At 66.5% G+C, this 18,013-nt stretch carries 12 protein-coding genes and 2 pseudogenes; 7 read left to right on the plus strand and 7 right to left on the minus strand.

Annotated features, from left to right (window positions below; genetic code table 11):
* Window positions 1-704: 704 nt before the first annotated feature.
* Complete coding sequence (locus ACIP9H_RS39235) at window positions 705-4,514, minus strand: S8 family serine peptidase (protein ID WP_401963726.1); 3,810 nt, start codon at window positions 4,512-4,514, stop codon at window positions 705-707.
* A 947-nt stretch (window positions 4,515-5,461) separates the two neighbouring features.
* On the opposite strand from ACIP9H_RS39235, the pseudogene ACIP9H_RS39240 reads away from it, so the two are divergent.
* Window positions 5,462-5,612 (plus strand): annotated as a pseudogene (locus tag ACIP9H_RS39240) (transposase); the annotation flags it as partial.
* 197 nt (window positions 5,613-5,809) lie between these two features.
* Here the strand turns inward: ACIP9H_RS39240 and ACIP9H_RS39245 are convergent.
* Window positions 5,810-6,889 (minus strand): hypothetical protein, encoded by a 1,080-nt coding sequence (locus ACIP9H_RS39245; protein ID WP_401597374.1) that lies wholly within the window; start codon window positions 6,887-6,889, stop codon window positions 5,810-5,812.
* A gap of 355 nt (window positions 6,890-7,244) precedes the next feature.
* Between ACIP9H_RS39245 and ACIP9H_RS39250 the strand changes: the two genes are divergently transcribed.
* Window positions 7,245-7,631, plus strand: coding sequence for a hypothetical protein (locus ACIP9H_RS39250; protein ID WP_401963728.1), 387 nt, complete (start codon window positions 7,245-7,247; stop codon window positions 7,629-7,631).
* A gap of 26 nt (window positions 7,632-7,657) precedes the next feature.
* Here ACIP9H_RS39250 and ACIP9H_RS39255 read toward each other — a convergent pair whose 3' ends face one another.
* A complete protein-coding gene (locus ACIP9H_RS39255; RefSeq protein ID WP_401963730.1) occupies window positions 7,658-8,308 on the minus strand; it encodes a cysteine hydrolase family protein in 651 nt (216 codons plus the stop codon).
* A 430-nt stretch (window positions 8,309-8,738) separates the two neighbouring features.
* Between ACIP9H_RS39255 and ACIP9H_RS39260 the strand changes: the two genes are divergently transcribed.
* Window positions 8,739-8,912: a hypothetical protein gene (locus ACIP9H_RS39260; RefSeq protein WP_401963732.1), complete on the plus strand. Its 174-nt coding sequence runs from the start codon at window positions 8,739-8,741 to the stop codon at window positions 8,910-8,912.
* Between the two features lie 701 nt (window positions 8,913-9,613).
* Here ACIP9H_RS39260 and rsgA read toward each other — a convergent pair.
* Complete coding sequence (gene rsgA, locus ACIP9H_RS39265; RefSeq protein ID WP_401963734.1) at window positions 9,614-10,852, minus strand: GTPase RsgA; 1,239 nt, start codon at window positions 10,850-10,852, stop codon at window positions 9,614-9,616.
* A gap of 885 nt (window positions 10,853-11,737) precedes the next feature.
* Here rsgA and ACIP9H_RS39270 point away from each other — a divergent pair.
* The 3 genes from ACIP9H_RS39270 (at window position 11,738) to ACIP9H_RS39280 (ending at window position 14,484) form a co-directional block, all read left to right on the plus strand.
* Window positions 11,738-12,127: a hypothetical protein gene (locus tag ACIP9H_RS39270; protein WP_401963736.1), complete on the plus strand. Its 390-nt coding sequence runs from the start codon at window positions 11,738-11,740 to the stop codon at window positions 12,125-12,127.
* 296 nt (window positions 12,128-12,423) lie between these two features.
* Window positions 12,424-12,861 carry a hypothetical protein gene (locus ACIP9H_RS39275; protein WP_401963738.1) on the plus strand — a complete coding sequence of 146 codons (438 nt, stop codon included), beginning with the start codon at window positions 12,424-12,426 and terminating at the stop codon, window positions 12,859-12,861.
* A gap of 105 nt (window positions 12,862-12,966) precedes the next feature.
* Window positions 12,967-14,484 (plus strand): GMC family oxidoreductase, encoded by a 1,518-nt coding sequence (locus ACIP9H_RS39280; RefSeq protein WP_401963740.1) that lies wholly within the window; start codon window positions 12,967-12,969, stop codon window positions 14,482-14,484.
* Between the two features lie 222 nt (window positions 14,485-14,706).
* Here ACIP9H_RS39280 and tpg read toward each other — a convergent pair.
* Window positions 14,707-15,253: pseudogene (gene tpg / locus ACIP9H_RS39285) on the minus strand (telomere-protecting terminal protein Tpg).
* 1,333 nt (window positions 15,254-16,586) lie between these two features.
* Here tpg and ACIP9H_RS39290 point away from each other — a divergent pair.
* Window positions 16,587-17,030, plus strand: coding sequence for a hypothetical protein (locus tag ACIP9H_RS39290; protein ID WP_401597823.1), 444 nt, complete (start codon window positions 16,587-16,589; stop codon window positions 17,028-17,030).
* Window positions 17,031-17,169: 139 nt separating this feature from the next.
* Here ACIP9H_RS39290 and ACIP9H_RS39295 read toward each other — a convergent pair whose 3' ends face one another.
* Window positions 17,170-17,541, minus strand: a complete 372-nt coding sequence (locus tag ACIP9H_RS39295; RefSeq protein WP_401597826.1) for a toxin Doc — start codon at window positions 17,539-17,541, stop codon at window positions 17,170-17,172.
* Between the two features lies 1 nt (window position 17,542).
* Window positions 17,543-17,776, minus strand: a complete 234-nt coding sequence (locus ACIP9H_RS39300; RefSeq protein ID WP_401597829.1) for a hypothetical protein — start codon at window positions 17,774-17,776, stop codon at window positions 17,543-17,545.
* Window positions 17,777-18,013 lie beyond the last annotated feature (237 nt).

Genomic DNA, 18,013 nt, shown 5'->3' on the forward strand with positions numbered 1-18,013 from the left:
GGCCCGACGTCAACGGCACGTCCACAATGACCCGTTCACCTCGTACCGCCCCTAATCAGTTACTTCGTCCGGCGTGGCTCTCACGGTCGTGGAGGGGGTGAGCTGATGACAGCGCTTGAGGCCAGCATCCGCGCGACGGGAAGGCGCTCAAGGAGACCGAACTGGTGCGCGTCTGCGTCCGATCCGCATCGTCGCCTATGCGGCGGGCACCTCCCCTTGCCCGTTCAACGGCCGTGCGAAGTACGACAACACCAGCTGCAGCCTGCTTCACCCGCTCCGAGAACAACCCACCACCAGCAACGTCCATCGCCACGGGCCTCGATCAGGGCGGTGCGGGGATTGTTGCTCTTGTGGGGCGGGCATGGCTTCCCAGCAGGTGACACGACAGGGCTGAGGGGGGGCGCCGGGGCACGGTGCCCCGACGAGGACGACGGTGTCGGCGCCCAGGGCCTTCCCCTCGCGGGCGGGCAGCGCGTCCAACGGGCCCGTCCCGGGCCCGTGTGCGCGAGCGGACACCGGGTACGGTGCCCTGGGATTTCCGGAAGGAGGTGACCTGTGGGAACGCCTCAAGGCCGGCCGTCACCTCAACGACACCCGTCGGCCGAAGTGGTGGGGAGCCGGCTGAAGAGGGGGGTACGTGCGACGACGACGGGTGCCGGGGGCACTGGCCCCCGGCACCCGCCGTGCCGGTCGGGTGTGCGGTCTCAGCGGAGTTGGTAGGCGCGTTCCACGGTCTGCCGGACGGTGTTGCCTGCCTTGTCGGTGGCGGTGACGCGCAGGGTCACGAACGCGCCGCCCTTTCGCGGGTGGTCGGGCCGGTCGATGGTGGCGGTGAACCGGTTGTGGCCGCGGTCCTTGACGCGGACCCGCCCGTTCCAGCTCTTGCCGTCATCGAAGGAAACCTCGACGCTCAGCCTGACCCCCGTGGGGGCGACGAGCCCGTCCTGGTTCCTGACGGTCAGGTCGACGTCGTGCCGCTTCCCGCCGTCGACGGTGTTGTCCAGGTCGGCGCGGAGGCCGTAGTCGACCTGAAGGAGCGGCAGCAGCGTCTCCCGCGCAGCGGTACCGGAGCGGAACGTCCAGGACGTGGAGGTCTTTGTGCCTGTCCGCCAGAACTCGGTCTCGCGCGCGGTCGTCAGATCCAAGCGGTAGTCGGCCGTCCCAGCAGGGACGGAGAAGTCCCTCCAGGCGTCCGCGGCCTCACTGACCCGCTTGCCGTTGCGGTAGAGGACTGCCGATACGGTGTCGCCGTGGCTGTAGGACGGATCGTCCCCCGCCGCGGACGTCCCGGCCCTCGCGCCGATGCCACCGTCCGTCGGGGGAACCTCCTTGCGGCCCCAGTGGCCGGCCACCGCGTCGGTGTACTCCGGGATCGACAGGCTGAGAACGTCACCGTTGCGGACGGCGGGACGGTTCCAGCCGCGCGGGATGGACGGCCGCACCACGGCCTTGTACCACTGCTCGGTGGCCTTTTCACCTGTCGTGAAGGTGCGCGGAGCGTCCCACAGACCCGACACCAGGGGGCCGCTCCAGTACTGCTCGGGGCCGGTCATGAAGTCGACGACGTGCATCCACTGTGTGTCGCCGGAAGTAACGTACTCCGTGCGGGACTTGTCCGTCGGCGCCCAGCGTGAGGTCTCCCAGGCGAACTCGGCGTAGGGGCGCCAGCTGAAGCGCTGCTCGCTGGTCCAGTGCAGTGGCCCGTTGTTGGCGTAGGACGCCTTGACCTGCGCGGTGTTGCGGTCCGTGACGGTGTACGTCACGTCCTTCGGGATGGACTGCTGCCAGATAGACGCGATGTCGTACAGGTACGGGCTCTCCACTGTCCCCGTCACATTGACGACGGTCGTGCGCTTCTTGATGTGGTTCAGCAGATTGGCTCCGTCGCCCGCGGTCATCCTGATCACAGGCACAGCGGTGCGGGTGTTCATCGGCTTCCAGCGGGTCCAAGCAAGGAAACCCTCGGGCAGGACGATCGCAATGCCCTTGGCCCCCGCCTTAGCGGCGGTCTTCGCGAGGTCGTCCCCTTCCATCGCGTAGTCGTCACGGATCACGGCGAGCTTGCCCCGCACAGTGCCGGGCCGCAGGTCCGGGTTGTCCCTGGTCCCCGCGTCCACGGCGACCAGTTGCTCACCCTGGGACTTGAACGGAAGTGACTGCTTGGCGTAGAACGGCTCGATGCGGAAGTCCGCGCGGCGGACCTCGACCCTGAGCTCGGGAGCCGTCATCTCCCAGCGGGAAGTGAACTCGAACGCGCCCTCGCTGACCTTGGACGTGGGATTCACGTACAGGTCTACGTCCCCGCCGCCGTCCTCGTAGTAGATGCCCTGGGTCTGCTCGACGCCGTCGATCTTCCGGTACATCTGGTACGTCAGGTTGTTGCGCCGCTCGGCGGGTTTGGGCGTGCGCACGCGCAGCAGCCTGGTCTCGCGCGCGTCCAGGGTGACGGTTGTGTCCTTGGTGACCTTCACCTCGGGGTTGATGACCTGGATTACCCGGACGCCGTCAGCGCCTCCGCCCTCCAGAAGGGTGCCGGCAATCTGATAGGTGCCCTCCTCCACCTCGGCGACCCCCATGTCGGTGAACCGGACCTCGGTGTCCCCGCCGAAGACGTCCAGCAAACCCCACACGGTGGGCTCACCGTCGCGTCCGTAGGACGTGGTGGTGATCGTGTGCATCGGGGCGCGGACCCAGAGGCTGAGCGTGGTGTGCACCGAGACGCCGCCGGTGGACGTGGCGGTGACGTAGCCGTAGAAGGAGCCGCGACCCGCCTTCGCCGGGTCGATTCCGACCGGTACCTCGACGGTTGCGCCCGGGGCGAGGCGGACGGTGCTCGAACCCAGCGTCAGCGTCTGCGCCGGGAGTTCCGTACCGCTCTTGGTCGTCAGCGCCGCACGCAGGTTCAGCGACACCTCGTTGCCGGAGTTGTTGGAGTAGCGGACCACCCCCGCCCGCTGCACCGGGGACGCGTCACGGTCGAACGGGCCCAGGATGATCGTGCCGGTGGCTGTGACCGGGGAGGTGAACGCCGCCTTGACGTCGACGCGGCCACCGCCCTGCTCGGTGGGCACCTGGTCCGACACCGTGTGGGAGGTGCTGATCAGCGCGTCCTTGAGCTGCTCACCCGTCCAGTCGGGGTGCTGACCGGCGAGCAGGGCAGCCGCCCCGGTGACGTGGGGCGTGGCCATGGACGTACCGCTCGCCGCGGTGTACAGGTCGTCGACCGGGTCGCCCATGGCCGTACCGGCGGCGCGCGCGGCGACGATCCCGACGCCCGGAGCGGTGATGTCCGGCTTGGCCGCCTTGTCGCCGAAGCGCGGGCCACGACTGGAGAAGGATGCCAGCGAGTCGTCGCGGTCGACGGCGCCGACGGTGAGGGCGGCATCGGCCGCGCCGGGCGAGCCCACCGTCATCGTGCCGAGTTCGCCGGCGTTGCCCGCAGCCACGACGAAGAGCGCGCCGCTGCTGCGGGAGATCTCGTTCACCGCCTGGCTCATGGGGTCGGTGCCGTCGGTCTGCATGTCGGCGCCAAGGCTCATGTTGACGACTCTGGCGCCCTCCGCCGCGGCCCACTCCATTCCCGCGATGACCTGGGACTCGCTGCCGGAGCCGTCGTCCCCGAGCACCTTGCCGATCAGCAGGTCGGCGCTGGGCGCGACGCCCTTGCGCAGGCCCGCCGAGGCGGCGCCGCTGCCGGCGGCCGTGGCGGCGACGTGCGTTCCGTGGCCGAAGTGGTCGTCGGTGGAACCGCTGTCGCTGAAGTCCTTCGCCTCGCTGACACGGCCCGCGAGGTCCGGATGCGTCCGGTCGGCACCGGTGTCGAGGACGGCGACCTTGACGCCCTCGCCGTGGAGGCCGGCTGCCCAGGCGGCAGGCGCGTTGATCTGTGCGGTGCTGCGGTCCAGCGTGGGACGCACCTTGTGGTCCAGCCAGACCTTCGGGGTCACCGCGGCGACGCTCGCCACGTCCGCACCCGTCGCTGGGGCGAGTTGCTTCCAGAACGCGGTCAGGTCCTCGTCGGCCACGCGCAACGCCTGGGCGCCGATGCTCGGCAGTCGCCGCGGCTCGGCCGAGTCGTCCTGGAACTCCGCGAGGGCGTCCACCCGCTCGGCCGCCAAACGGGCCGGGCCCTTGGGAGCTGCCACGATCAGGGGCAGGGCGCCGCTGTGCCCCTCGTCGTACCCCTGGGCCGCCAAGCCCGCGACGTCGAACAACCCCTCGTCCAACAGCCCCGTGCGGACCAGCGGCGCCGCGTCGGAGGGCAGCACCGTCAGCGCGCCGTCCTTCTCGGTCATCTGGAACAGGACGTGCTCACGGCCCGGCGCGCGCTGTACCGATGCTGCCTTCTTGCCGTTCGGCGCGTCGCTGAGGGTGACACGGTCGCCGGTGATCAGCCGCACGGTGACCGTGCGGTCCTGCGGCGCCGGTGTACGTGCCGCGGTCGCCGACGGAACCTGAGCCGTGGCGGGCGTGACTGCACCCGCCGCAACGATGGCCGACGTCGATATCGCCACCCAAAGGCGGATTCGTTTCACTGGTATTTCTATCCCTTCTGACATTCCGGCATTCGGGTTGGGTGTCGAAAGCGACCATCATGACGCGCCGCCGCGACCCCGACCGAATTGTCGGCATTAAGACTTCGGGACGAGATCGTTCAGGGCTATCCCCTCGCACGATTCCGACCGCGTCTGCAGAACGTGCGGAAGCCGCTCATGCTGTTGGCGTCAACACCCCACCAGGAGGTTCGTGCCATGAGCGAGCCTCTCCTGCATCTGCAAGGTCTTGAAATCATCCCCTGTATGAAGCGAACCTGTCGCCGATTTGCCATGGCGCATTTCAGCCATGTCCTATCGGCGCCACGGGTCGCCTTACGGCCATCCGCGATCAACTCGCAGTGATGGTAAAAAAATGCCAGAAGGTTGACGCTGGGATTCTATATTTTCTGAGCGCTTGCCCGGTCTAGGGCCGTGTCCTGCATGATGGGGTTGCGGAAATCCTCAAGTGCGTTTCCCGCACCCGCAGGGGGTTCGGTGTCGCGACGGCGGACCGCCACCAGGTTGGTGCGCGGCACCCGCCGGGACCGGGCGCTTCGGTGTGGCTGCCGCAGGGCCCGCAGCCGCCGTCCTCGGCGCCGTGCGAGCCGCAACCAGCCGCCGCCACCGCGTCCGCGGATCGCCGCCTGTAGCTGATGCGACCGTATGCGAAAGCGACCACCGGTCCTTGCCGCATCGCCGCCCTGCCGATGTCATGCCGGCAGTGCCGCCCGCTCGCCGCACGCGGCACGGACCGGAGCCTGGGGATGACCGACTGATGGGCTGGGGACGGCGCGAGCACACGCGTGGCAAGCACGGTTACCGATGGCGACGGAAGGCCAGAGGGGCACGGGCAGGTTGACCTGCCCCGCCTTTCAGGTTCCAGTTCTGGTGGCTAACTGACAGCCCTTCACGGAAGGCTGGCCGTCATGCCTCGTCCCTATCCTCCGGAGTTCCGGGCGCGCGCCATCGCGCTGATCCGCGCCGGCAAGCAGGCCACACAGACGGCTGTGGAGCTCGGTATCCATCCCGTCACGTTGTCGAAGTGGTTGCGGCAAGACGACATCGACAACGGGCCAGCTCATGGATCTTCAGCGGGCAGGTCATGGGGCCCTCCAACACGATGTTGGTCGGCCCGGCCCAGAACCAGCGGCTACCCGATGAGTCTAGCTGTCGGCGCCGCAGCGGCCCCCTACCGTCAGGGTAGGAGGCCACTGATCAGGCGTTGCACCCCCGCTCAAGATGGGGATCGGTCACCGAGTGGACACCGGCGATGCTCACCGCCGCTTCTGAGGCGATCCGTTGAACGTCAACGTGTGCTTGTAGTAGCCCAGGCCCCGGTAGTCCGTAGCGTTCAAGTAGGCCTCGTCCTCGATCGCCGACAGGAACAGGTTCGACCAGTTGTTCCCGGTGATCTCTCCGGTCCACAGTGCATAGCCGATTCCCGACGCACGTGACGTGTCCCTGAAAATGCTGATCAGCTCCGTGGTGCCGCCGCTCCAGCCGTTCGCGTAGGGAACCACCGCGATCTGGCCCCCACCATTGTCGGTCAGGACAAGGGCGGGCCTGGTGACAGTCTGCATCGTGCCGATCTGCTCCGGAGCGGACCAGTCACTGTGACCGACGATCTGAGACGCGGCCCACGTGTGCAGGTCCTCCCCGGCCCACGCCATGACGATGCGGTTCCAGGACTGGTGGTAGGACAGGGACGGAGCGACCTCACTGGTCGCGTGAGGGATGGCCGTGGGCGCGTGCCAGTTGTTGGGGTAGCGGTTGCTTCCCACGCCGTAGAAGAACGCGCCGTAGATCTGGGTGCTGTTGGCGCCGCGGTAGGCCAGATACACCGACTCGCCGCCGTGGTCGAGTTCGGAGTTGACGTCACCAGCGTGGTACAGCGAGGTCACCGCGGGCGGGGAGTCGTTGGGCGTGACGACGTTGTTGGGGACCTGCTGCCAGCTCCCCAGCGCCGTGATGTGGCCGTAGGCGTCCGTGGAAAGGCCCGCATAGTAGATGTGGCCGTCCGTGCCGGTGTGGTAGACGCGGAATCCGTACGCCGTCCACACGATCTGCGGCGCCGCGTGCGACTGTGCGCCCGGCCACTGCATCGGCGCGCCGTTGTTGATGGAGACCCAGATGTTGTCGTTGTCGAAACCGCGCCACACCTGGACGAGATCCCGGAGGTCGCGGGCCTCGGTGAAGCCCCGGTGCCGGAGAGGCGCACCGTTCTCGTACTGCTGGTGCGGGTAGGTCTCTTCGCCCGGCTGCGCGGCGAACGCGGTCGCCCCGGATCCCATGACGAGAGCGAGCGCTGCCATCAGCGCGACGCCGACCATCTGCACGACTCGGCGAGTACTCATGCGAGTACCCGGTGTAACTATTGCCCCCATGGAGCGCATGATCGCCTGCACTTCTTGATTGAAACGCTGATGGCAGCAAGCGCGCGGGAGCGCGTGAGCCATGCGTGATTTGCGGAGAAAGCCCGGATTCTTCGGGCAAGCTGACTATACTTGCTGTATGCAGCGAACGGGTAATTGGATCTTTATGACCGATTACTACGGGTCGGCAGCATGCGCGTGGACGCCCCCCCCGGGCGCAGTGCTCGCGGCCGGCGATGCGCAGCCCCACGCGCCACTGCCGCTCGGGCGGGTACGACGTTGCCGCGTCCGGGGGCGGGAGCTCCGCCGGTACGCCGACGACCGGGAGGCCGTGCACTTGACCTTGTGGCCCGCGCTGTCTGACGGCCGACGGACCGCGTGGTTCTGGTGGGACCTGGACCTCTACGAGATCAGGGCATCGGGGATGGCAACCAGCCCGGTCGAGCACGCACTGGTCGACGGCGACGCTGTCCGTGTCCACCCGGGCGGCGTGCCGCCGGACCAGGTGCCGACGTACCGGGGGTACGAACCGGGGCAGCAGCCACGAGTGCAGGTGCGCGTCGGAGGCCGGTGGCATGACGGCCGGGTCTGGCACACGATCCGCTACCGGGACGGTCGACATGCGGTGCAGGTGAAGATGACGTTCCTGGAGGGCGACGACTGGCCGGTCGTGTACTGGCGCACCTACTGGTGGAACCCGCGTGCGATCCGCGTCATGCGCTAAGCACCCGTCGGGACGCAACCGAATGATCACATGGCCATCGTCTGAGGAAGCTTACCCACGATCGTCAGGAATTCGTCGGTAGTGAAAATGGCGTGAGCATAGGCGGGAGCGTTGATGTCGAACGTCGCCTTCATCTCGTCCCAGTTGAAGGCACCGATGGCGTCACGGATGAGCGTGACGTGATAGCCGAGTTCCTGGCCGAAGCGCGCGGTGGTGTCGACGCAGGTGTTGGCCTTCATCCCGATGATAATGATCTTCTGTACGCGGTGCTGTTTGAGCAGCATGTCCAGGTCAGTGTTGGCGAAGCCGCTGGAGGCCCAGTGCTGCCGCATGACCAGCTCATTGTCGCGCGGCACGAAGTCGGGGTGCCACTTGGCTCCCCAACTCCCGGCGGCGAAAGTCTGCCCCTTCACAACGCGCTGTTGAGTGGGGGACAGGTGGTCCCAAGTGCGGTAATCGTCAGGTGTCGTCTGATGGTGAGGCACGATAAAGACGCAAAAACCCAGGTCACGTGCGGCGCCGAGCATGGCGCGCATGTTGTCGAGCAGGCCGATGCCTTCGGCAACCTCTTTGGCGGCAGGCCACAGCTTCCCGCCATCCGACAGGAAGTCGTTGTACGGGTCGATGATCAGCAAGGCTGTCTCGTCCGGGGCGTAGGTATTAGCTTGCACGTCCATCGCTCCACGCTCCTGTCTCGTGCAGATGCCGCCACCTGCGCAACGAGTTGACTGACCAGGGCGACCTGCCCCCAAGGGAGCAGTGCTGCCGAGTGCACAGGGCCATTACCAGCATGCGCCTCTCGCCAGCCCGGGGCATTCTGTCCGGCGCACATGCCGCGTCACCGTGTGATGCCGGCAGCCGACGCGTCCGCGTCGACGGCACGATCCTCGGGTTGGGCTAAAGTTCCTGCACTGCGCGGGTCTGTAACCGGACGAGATCGACTTCACTGAACTCGAACCCTTCAAGTGGCGCCTGGCATACCGCCACCCCAGACGAACTGACCCGCGTCTATGGTCGAAATGAAGGCACAACTGCCCGATCAACACAGCAGAACACGCACACGCGGTCAGTCCTGCGCTGCCCGAAAGCTGCCCGAAGAGGAGAAGTATGTCCGGCACCACCGCCCCAATCACGCCGCCGCAGCCCGGAAACAAGGTGCACCGCCGGCCCCGGGTCGCCGCCGACCGGCGCCTGCTGGCGCTGGAAGCGAGCAAGGGCGCCGCACGATCCCTCGGCGCGGCCGCGGCCAGCGCGGTCATCTGGTGGATCCGCGAGCGCTGAACCACCCTCAGCGATTTCACCAGCGGGTCCTTCATTCGAAGCCGACTGCTGGTCTCGGTGAGGATGATGGCTGGTGGTCGGCCCCCGGCCCGCACCGGGGCAGTCCGATTCGATACGCAGCGCTGGCCGAGCCGCACAGGAAGGCGCAGCACGAGCATGTCGCTCCCTGACACCGCCTACAGCCACCCCTCCCCCACGGCAGATACCAATGAGGCACGATGGGTCGCCTGCGACGAGTCCGGTTGGGACGGCGAACATCTCATCAACGGCAACCGCTACCTGGTCTACGCGTCTGTGGCCATGGACGACGCTCAGGCTGGCCCGGTCGTCAACCAATTGCGGGAGACACGAAGGCGGGTTGGTAACGTTCGCGTGCTCGAAGCAAGATGGGGCGGGTCATCTGATCTGGCTTGCCCTGTGGGGCGGGTGGGAAGGATGTCGCTGTGCCCAAGCCCTATCCCGAAGAGTTCCGCGAGGATGTCGTGCGGGGCGCGAGGAACCGCGTTCCGGGTGTGACGGTCGAGCAGGTGGCGACCGACTTCGGGGTCCCGATGCAGCTGTAGAAGTGGATGCGCCGGGCGGACATCGATGAAGGTGCCAAGCCTGGGGTGACCAGCCGGGAGAGCGCGGAACTGCGGGAGGCACGTCGGCGGATCAAGCTGCTGAAGTCCGATTCGACTGATCGATATAAAATGACAATGTCAGTCTCGCTTGAATCGCGACAACCAGGTCGGCCGACGATCCGTCATGCGTTCCCGGTAGCACTTCAGAAATAGTTCGATGTAGCTCGATTCCCGCTCGTTTACGACCTCTTCCGGATGGGTCCGCATATATTCGCAAACCTCCATCCAAGAGCGGCCCACAGCCCACATCATAGGCGCGGCGACGGCCGTGCTAACGGCCGCGACTACAAGATTGACGCCTGGGATGAGCTTGGCCCCCTGCTTGGCCGCAGCCTGGCCAGCCTTCTTCGCAGCTTTCTCGGCAGATCGCTTGGCCACCTCTTCGGCAAGCCAGCCGGCTCCTTGCTTGGCTGCGTTGCCGCCGAGAAATACCTTCCAGGACAGATTTATCAGAGCCGCTTTGTCCACGGGTACACCGTAGAGGACGCTGATCGTAGCCATCATCCCAGCGAGGGCGAGTGTGAATCCCGCCATGTCAACACCGATCGGCATCAATTGAGTTCCGAAGGCCGCACCCACTGCCACTTTAATCGCGCGTTCAGAGAGGACGCGCTGACGGCTGAAGTCGAGTCTCTGTGCGGCGATGGCCGCGGTTCGTACAGCTTCTGGGATGGTTTCGACAGTTGCGTCGAGAAGTTCCTGGAGTCCGTGAACGGGATATATTGTTCCGCTGAGCTCGACCGTTTCGACAGAGTTGACCAGAAATATTTTTCGTCCGGCGATAGGGAGTCCCCTCTCCGTAATGTGCTGCATCAAAGTCAGAGCGGCAGGGTCGATTCGGTCGCCGAGTTTCGATACTCGAGTTAGTACGATGAAGACTGGGAGGCCTAGATCGTGTAGGGCTCGAACCGCATCCGCGTGGGAGTCCAAGAAACGTGTGCTGTGGTGATTTACGACGAACCATACTGCGTGTATTCGCGCGGCGAGAGGCCCCTGGCGAGAGCGCTCCACGATACCCTTAACCTCTGAGATGAGCATGGACAGGTCTCCTTGGCCAATCTCGAAGCCGGGGGTGTCATAAATGCCCAGTAGATCGTCCTCATTCTTACGGTATAGACGCACGTTCGTGGTCTGATGATTTCCGATCCCGGTTCCCGCGAGTTCGATACCGAAGACCGCGTTGACGAGGGTACTCTTGCCAACGCCGGAGTCGCCGAAAACTGCAAGATTGAATTTGCCGATTGTTTCGAGTGCAGTATCAAAAGCCTCCGCTACCTGGCGTGAAAACTCGTCGAAGTCGAACAGTTCGTTAGGCATTGTCCCCCCAGAATCTCCCGAACGACCAATAGCACGTCGCAGTACGACGCCGGCCGCGAACGCACGTGGCTCCCGGTACGGAAGATACCTTCATTGCTCCCCACCGACAATGGCAAGCGCCAGGTTGAGGTAGCCCTGCTGTAGACAAATCTGAGAGGGGCCCCTCTCGGTACAGGAAGATAAAATTCCGCTTTGCGACCTCGCGGGAAGTTCGCAACGGCTTTAGGGCTAACACGGTCACAGAGCGGGAGCATCAGAGGAAGGCCGTCGTTCATCCGCACCTACGAGGCTGACCCCTTCCGTCGGCGACCCCACCGGGGATTTCACTGGACCGAGGATTCTTGATCGTGATGTTGGACCATCAGGCATGGTGAGGCCGGGGCCGTGGTGAAATCGGACCCGCGAAGCGTCTTCAGGGACGCGATCCCCATCTCCTGTCACCCGCTCTTTGAACCCCTGCGCCTGGGGGCGTATACGACCTACGACGTAGACGCCGCTTACCTATGGACGTACTGACGGATTCTTGTCGCCCCGTGGGGAGGTTGGCGCGGCAGTGCGTGAAGGTCAACGTCTCGCGATGCGCGGGCAGTCGGACGCTTCGGGTACGGCTGGTCCGTGGTCCACGCTTGCAGGGCCACAGACTAGGGGATGGGCTTGGCGACCACGCACCAGACGGCCTGTGCGTGTCAGCCATCTCGGCTTCACGAACGCTGAGTGGCTGCATGCGTTGCATGTCCTTCTGTACGCGATCAGTTGGAACGGCAGCCTCCCGTGCATGACATCTCGGATGTGGGCATATACGCGATGGCTGCTCAGGGGAGAGGCTGGAATCCCTGGAGAGACGTATCCACGGGAGGTCCGCCTATCTGCGGGAAGGACGCAACAGTGCGAATCAGTAACGACAAGGCGACTGCGATCGGTGAGGAGATCGTCTTCAAGGGAACTCCCGGCTATCCAACTTTTTCCCAGCTCAATTCGCTGACCGACGATGAAATCAAGATATTGCACGACCTGGCCCTGACGAAGAATCTCGACGATGCGGTGAGTGCTGAATGGTTGGCTGCCAATGCGGAATTGGCTGGCAGGGTCAAAGATCTGCTGGGAACACTGCAATGGTCGCATCAGCGCGAGATAGCTCTCTTCTATCGAGAGGAGATCACGCGGCGAGAAGCGTCCGTCCGAGAAGCTCGGATGGAGCGGCTAACGCTGATCGCCACGGCGACAGGACTGGCCGCATTGATAGTTGCAATCGCTACCGTCCTCATAACGGCTTAGGTGCAGGCGTGGGTGGATTTGAGTCAACGATGAGAGTGCTGGTCTGGTATCCGTCGGTTAGTGGGAATCCCGCCAAAGGGCCCCTCGACGGGATACGTTCCTATCGAGCGGTCAGGAAAATAGAGATCAATCTATATCCGGAGCTTCTGCGTGTAGGACACGCCGCCCTGCTTCTCGGGCAGGGAGTGTACATAAGTGTGTATCCAGGTGCCCCGATCGTCCCGGCGTCATCTGAACGCCCGATACTTACCGGGAAGCGCATGCTGACAGATCCGGTCCATTTTAGCCCTCTGTTAGTGGACCATCCCGATGACGATCAACAAATTCAGGGGAGGCCGGCCGACTGGCTGATCGATTTCCCCGCTGTGCCGACGACAGCGCTGCTCGACAGGTCTCACCATATGGCGGATCGTGCCTACTGTTTGACTCACTGGAATTGCAGCCACGTTATCATCTGCCTCCTTAATTACATGATGGATGAATGGCGGAGAGGCCTAACCGCGAAGGAGTTGGCGCTGGCGAAGGGGCGTAGAATATTGGGCATCGGAAAAGTAGCCTCTGTTTACGCTAGGCGGACCTGGCCGATCCTGATTTTTGGATCGGATGACGATCTCTGGGAGCGGAACGCGAAAGGTATTGCGACTTACGAAGGCCCTTATACAACTCCCGGACATGTCCAGTCGCGATCAATTGAAATAGCGCAGATGATGGGGGTGTCGATCCCGCAAGCTTGACCTTCGTGCGTGGTGGTCCGCCCGCGGCTACGCTGACACAACACCCTGGGAAACACGGCGCAACCCGTTCGACCCCGCGTGCCGGACTCCCGGACGGGAGGCACGATGAGTCACGCTGCGGCGAGCTTCGACTACGTGGTCGTGGGTGGTGGTTCGGCCGGCAGCGCCGTGGCACGGCGCCTGGTCGAGGACACCGGGGCCACCGTTCTGGTGCTGGAGGGCGGCGGGCCCGTCGTTCCCGCGCCGAGCCTGCACGACCCGGCGCGCTGGGTGGAGAACATCGGCTCCGCCTTCGACTACGGGTACCGCTACGAGCCTCACCCGGCCACGCACGACCGACCGCACCTTCTCTCCCGGGGCAAGGTGCTGGGCGGCTCCGGCGCCGTCAACGCGCTCCTGTGGACCCGGGGGCACCGAGCTGACTATGACGCCTGGGCCGGGGCCGGGCACACCGGATGGGACTTCGAGTCCGTGCTGCCCCTGTTCCGGCGGAGCGAGGACTGGGAGGACGGGGAGAGCCGCCTGCGGGGCGCCGGCGGCCCCGTGCGTGTCGAGCGCGCGAAGGACCTGCACCCGGTCGCCTCGGCGCTGATCGAGGCCGGCATGTCGCTCGGCATGCCCTACCTGGACGACGTCTCGCCGGAGGAGCCGGAGGGCGTCGGCCCGACCACCATGAACGTCCGCGACGGCCGCCGGGTCAACCCCTGGGACGCCTACATGGGCCCGGTCCTGCATGAGGAGCGGCTGACGGTCCTGACGGGCGCGACCGCCCGGGAGCTCGTACTGACCGGCGGCCGCTGCCTGGGCGTGCGGTACGCCCTGGGCGGCAAACCGGCCGAAGCGCGCGCGGACTCCGCGGTGATCCTCAGCGCCGGGGCGATCGACACCCCCGGGCTGCTGCTGCGGTCCGGCATCGGCCCCGCCGCCGACCTGGCCCGGGCCGGTGTCGGCGTGCACACCGACCTGCCCGGTGTCGGCGAAAATCTTCAGGAGCACCCGCTGCTGGCCGGCCTGTGCCTCGAGCCGGCCATGGAGCTGCCGGCCCCCAACAACAACCTGGAGGGCAGCGTCGCCTTCTGGCGCAGCGACCCCGGCGTGGACCGGCCGGACCTGATGTTCGTGGCGATGCAGGTGCCATATGTCTCAGCCGAGATCGCTGCGCGGTGTGCGGTGCCGCCCGACGGCTTCTGTATCGTTCCGGGGCTGTCGAGGCCCCGCAGCCGCGGCAGGCTGTGGCTGGACTGTGACGGCGAGGTCCGCGTCCAGCCGAACATGCTGGAGGTCGAGGCCGATGCGACCGCGCTGCTGCGCGGCGTGGACATCGGCCTCGACCTGGCGTCCCGGCCGGGCTTCCGAAGGATCGCCGGGCGCCAGGTGGTGCCCGAGCCGGGGGCGACGCGGTCCGAGAAGGTGGCCTTCCTGCGCGACGCCGCGATGCCCTACCTCCACCCGGTCGGCACCTGTGCCATGGGGCCGGTCGTCGACGCTCAGCTGCGTGTCCACGGCGTCGAGGGACTGCGGATCGCCGACGCGTCGGTGATGCCCGAGATCGTCAGCACGTACCCGCACGCGACCACCGTCATGATCGGCGAGTTCGCCGGCGCACTGCTCGCCGCGGGCTAGTGTCCTGCGCCGGAGATTCGTCGGCAGAAGCGGCCGAATGAGTCGAGGATCTCCGCGGCGCAGGACACCAGTCTGTGCGCAGCGGTCGATGCCGGCCGCGCGGACGCCGAAGGCCCCGACCCCCGCAATGGGGGCGGGATCTTCGTCTGCCCAAGGGGTCTGCGACGCTCCCGCGGGCGCCTCACCGCACAGTCGGTTTCACTGTCCCAGCGGCGATGGTCTCTACAGCTCGAAGTCGAGGTAGTCGATGTCGGGGAAGGTCACCTGCAGGCCGGCGGCGCGGCGTCCGCGGTCGCGGAAGTAGATCTCCTGCAGGCCCTGCGCTGTGATGTCCCGCAACTGCTGCTCGCTCGCCCCTGCGTCCTGCACGTCGAACAGCCGGGCCGCGTACGCGGGTGGCAGGGCCTGGGTGATCAAACGCAGGCGCGCGTCGTCGGTGGTGCCGGGGGCGGCGGTGAAGCCGAACCGGGCGCGGGTATCGATGACGATTCCCCCGGTGGTGGCCGCGGCCTGCCGGGCGCGGGCACGGACCTGCGGCTGCCAGCGCTTCGCGTTCCAGCCGAACCGCGAGATCGGTCCGGGGCTGCTGGAGCTGACCCTTGACGTAACGCTCCACCGTCCGCTGCGAGATCCCGAGCAACTCGGCGGCGGCGCGGGGGCCCTTGAGGGCTCTGACCAGGTACCGCATCCGGGCCGGAGCCGACTTCGGGACCGGGCGGGTCAACGCGCCCTGCACAGCCTTGTCGAGGCTGTCCTGGAGCATCCCCATCGGCCGATTCCTTCCCCACTGCAAGGGTGATCACCGGTGCGGGCAACGGTGAGCTGCTCGTGACGAGCAGCTGTCGTATGCCGCCGGGCCCCCGAGGCATCTCGGGGGCCTGGCCTGGCATGGAAGGGTTATCCGGATGGCATCCGTGCCGTGGCCCTACGGGCCGGTGCAGACACTAGCGAAGCCGACACGTCCGGGGTCCGCCAAGGGGGCGGTCCACCCGTTAGCTGCGATTCCCGGCGTGCGGTTCTACCGGAGGTGGGCCCGATGGCGCGGTGTGCCCAGCCGGGCAGAGTCGTAGGGGCGCCAGCGTCGATACCGATGCTGACGACGCCCTCGCCCGCGGTGGCGCCCGGCCCAGTGAGGCAGGTCTGAGCCGAGGACGCCTTCGGTGAGCTCGGCGTACTCGGTGGAGATGTCCGCCGGGACTGATCCGCTGCCCGCTCCCGGGCCGAGGTGGAGGTGCTGGTGGAGGACCGCAAGAACGGTGGACCGTTGGCGGTCACCGTGCACCCGGGACCCGGCTTCGGGCGCACCGAGTGGGGAGTGTCCTTCAAGTGAGCTCACCGCGCCTCTCACGGCGGCGGAGTACGCGGTCATCGACGCTGGGCGTGACCCTCGGAAGGCGGCTCAGGGCAGGTCTTGGGACGGGCCCGTGCTGCTGGTCGTGGACATCTCCGTTACAGCGCGGCGTGGATCCGGCCGGGCCACATCTGGGCCGGGCGGCTCGCGAGCAGCCCCCACCTCACCCCCGACTATCCGTTCGCCGCGATCGCCGTTGTCGGCCAGAGCCTGGAACACCCCGGCATCACCGACGTCGGCGCCGGCATCAACCCCCACCTGCCGGAGGCCACCCGCCGCACCCTGCACGAGTTGGTCACGACGCTCGGCTGGCCTGCCGCTCTACCGCTCAGAGACCGAACGCCGCGACGACTTTCCCGCCTGGTTGCTCACCTACGGTCAACAGCGCGGACACACCGCGCCGAACGGCAAACCACCCGCCAGCGGTGGCCCCGACCTCACAAGGCAATACAGCTACTGAACTTGAATGGGTGATGTCGGGCTCGTTGGTCGGAGGGGAGCCGGGCTGGTCCGGTAGGACTCTCGCGTGAGGTACTCACAGGGCTGCGGGCTGTCCGACGCTGCGAGGGTCGCGAGGGAGCAGGTGCGGCTGCAGCACTGTCGGGATGTCATCGACGGCTGCTTGACGGGCGCTGATCTTTCGGCGGATGCCTGATCCCCTGGTTACGCCAGCGCAGACCCGTGCTCCAATGGCAGCGCACACCCGAAGCCGTCCGCTGCTCCGGAAGGCCTAGCCCTGAACGGAAGTGACATGAGCGAGCAAGGGACCGCGGGTGCCTTCTACCTCAGGTACTGGCAGCCGACCGACCGGGTGGAGATCGGATGCCACGGGGCAAACGTCGCCGAGGTCATCGCGCACGCTGCCCGGGCCGCGCAGGTCTACAGCACGGAGTCCGATTATCTGGCCGGCGTCTCTCTGTGGCGGGGCGCCGACATCCCGGAGAACTCGTTCAACATCGCCATCGGTCCGACGCGCCGGGCCATCGTTCACACCGATAGCGAGTTCTTCCAGACCGTGACGCGAGGCCCGCGAAGCCCTGAGCGTACCCGGCTGGGCGTTCTCTTCGACGATCTGTTGGAGATCCCAAGCGACTGCTTCATCGACAGGGCGCTCGCGATTGACGCGGTGTCGCTGTGGATGACTACGGACACGCTGCTACTGGCCGCAGGCTTCTCCGACGACCTGTTTGGCTAGGTCCGTGCGGGCGTAGGAACCATCACCAGCAGACTGGGCAGCGTCCCGACATCGCCCATTCAAATTCAGTAGCCTTCTGCCGCAGGGCCTGACAACCGGTCCTCGCTACCCTGCGTTCCGTGTTCCGCCGCCGGTGGGGTCAGAGCCGCCAGCTGCGGATCTGATCCGCGCACGCGTAGACGTCCGCGCGCCCCGCCCGGACCTGTCGCGCCAGGTCGCTGAGCGCACCGTAGGGGGCATCGACGGCTTCGCCGGATGCGGCCATGTAGGCCACCGCGATCAGCGCCCCGTACATGGCGTTACGGGCCGGCAGCGGGCGCACCGAGACGATCTCGTGGAAGAGCGCTGCCGCACGCCAGGCGGCGTCCACGGTGTAGTCCAGCTTCGGTGCGTTGACCCGGTGCCGGGCGACCGCTGCGACCAGGCCGGAGAAGTCGTGGACCGACGGCTCCTTGGGCAGGACCTCGGCCTGGCGTTCCAGCAGCCAGCGGATGTCGACCTGCAGCTCCACCTCAGGCGGCCCGTCCGGTGGCGCTGTCCGGTTCCTCTTCCGGGAAGGCCTCGGCAAACTCGGCGGCATGCTTAGCAAGGAAGGCAGCGGCGGTCGCGGCCCCGTCGTCGAGGCGAGGGTCGCGCTCGGCAGCCTGCGTGATCAAAGCGGTCACCGTGGTGCCCTCGGCCTCGGCGCGCGCGACGAGACGGGCATGGACGGCGTCATCGAGTCGGATGTTGATCTGCTTCGCCATACCCCCACTGTATAGCAGGCCGCTATACAGTGGGGGGTGAGCCAGGCATCAAGGCGTCCCCACGAGCAGTCCGGGGCCGTCTGCTCTCACATCCGGCCCGCCGGGCAAATTCCCCGTCGCACGCCCGCTGGCATTGCCCCTGCGGTGGCCGATGACCGGTTGGTGTCCGTGCGTGCAGCCGCTGAAGGGCTGCACAGGCCTTCTCCCGGACATCCGTGTTCGGGTTCCGCCGGGCCG

This window comes from Streptomyces sp. NPDC088732 (genome assembly GCF_044751205.1).
Classification (GTDB): Bacteria; Actinomycetota; Actinomycetes; order Streptomycetales; family Streptomycetaceae; genus Actinacidiphila.